The organism is Bathymodiolus heckerae thiotrophic gill symbiont (assembly GCF_900128515.1).
In the GTDB taxonomy this organism is placed as follows: domain Bacteria; phylum Pseudomonadota; class Gammaproteobacteria; order PS1; family Pseudothioglobaceae; genus Thioglobus_A.
This window is the reverse complement of sequence record NZ_FQTP01000223.1, coordinates 1-1,121: the sequence shown is the minus strand read 5'-3', so window position 1 is coordinate 1,121 and position 1,121 is coordinate 1. Positions and strand designations below refer to the sequence as shown.

Genomic DNA, 1,121 nt, shown 5'->3' with positions numbered 1-1,121 from the left:
ATTAAGCGTAACAAGTGGACACAAAATGCCAAAATAGAAGCAGATTGTTCAGTTGACGGCAAAGAAGTGTACAAGCTTAAGTCTACAGCTAATGATGCAAACTGGTGGTATGACAATCGCGTTAGCTACATCGATACTAAAACATTTGCTGACTACCGCAACTAATCAAGTGGGTGGCACTGTTGCAAACAATGCGAATGCTCAAAATCTTTTTTCGGATATAACAACTGCTCAGTGGACAGCAGGAAAGGCGAATCCAACTCAAGTATTTCACTATATGCCAAATGCAACTTTTGCAACTTTTGATCAGTTTGTAGGATTGACTTCAAAATATGTTGTTGATCATGATTCGATGCCTACCCTATCAGCGAGATATAAAAATACAACATCAGATGGTTTAAATTATTCGATGAATGTTATTCATGGTAACGATACAAATCCATATGTTGATACTTATTGGACAAGTAGTGCCGATGGCGCTATACTGGTAGAAACCGTGAATAATTCAGCTGGCGGTGTTTATGTTACAAATGATTTAGGTAACGGAACTACAGTAAGTGGATCTGCAGCAGGAACAACACATGCGGTCTACAATATGGTAGAAAAATTAAATAAGATTACGCAATTAGGTGGATCATTTGATACTGCAATTGAAACAGCATCGTTGGGCCCGGTTGTGCTACGTGGTGAAGCTTTATATCAGAAAGACGCCATGTCTCCAATTGTCACTCGTAAAGACTCTACTGGCGTAGATTTAGATCATGGTTTCTTAGTTAACGCTTTACAAATGCAAAAAGGCGATCGTTTTAAGTATGTTTTAGGTGCTGATATGACAGCATTAACCAATATGATGGTATCCGTTCAGTTCACCCAAGATCGTAATCTTGATTATGTAAACACGGGTAGTTCAAGTGAGACAAACTGGAAATATATTGCTGATCAGGCTACTATGCATTTAACGAACAACCTGAACAAAGCTGAAAAAAATAAAGAATAAGGGTCATGACAACTTAAGCGACTCTTTTCTGAACATTTCAAGCAAAATCTTATAAAGATTTTGCTTGCGATTATTGAATCTAAATTCACATTCTTTCAAGTGTAGATTAAACATATTTTTATTC

General features: G+C 37.0%; 1 protein-coding gene and 1 pseudogene. One reads left to right on the top strand and one right to left on the bottom strand.

Features of this window, described 5'->3' with window-relative positions:
• The first annotated feature begins 109 nt into the window (after nucleotides 1-109).
• Nucleotides 110-997 (top strand): hypothetical protein, encoded by an 888-nt coding sequence (locus tag BTHERMOSOX_RS11435; RefSeq protein ID WP_212744663.1) that lies wholly within the window; start codon nucleotides 110-112, stop codon nucleotides 995-997.
• A gap of 3 nt (nucleotides 998-1,000) precedes the next feature.
• Here BTHERMOSOX_RS11435 and BTHERMOSOX_RS11430 read toward each other — a convergent pair.
• Nucleotides 1,001-1,121: pseudogene (locus BTHERMOSOX_RS11430) on the bottom strand (IS1595 family transposase); the annotation flags it as partial.

What these genes read in the sequence shown, in the direction of transcription:
- BTHERMOSOX_RS11435 (WP_212744663.1), top strand. Translation starts at nt 110, where the DNA reads ATGACAATCGCGTTAGCTACATCGATACTAAAACATTTGCTGACTACC.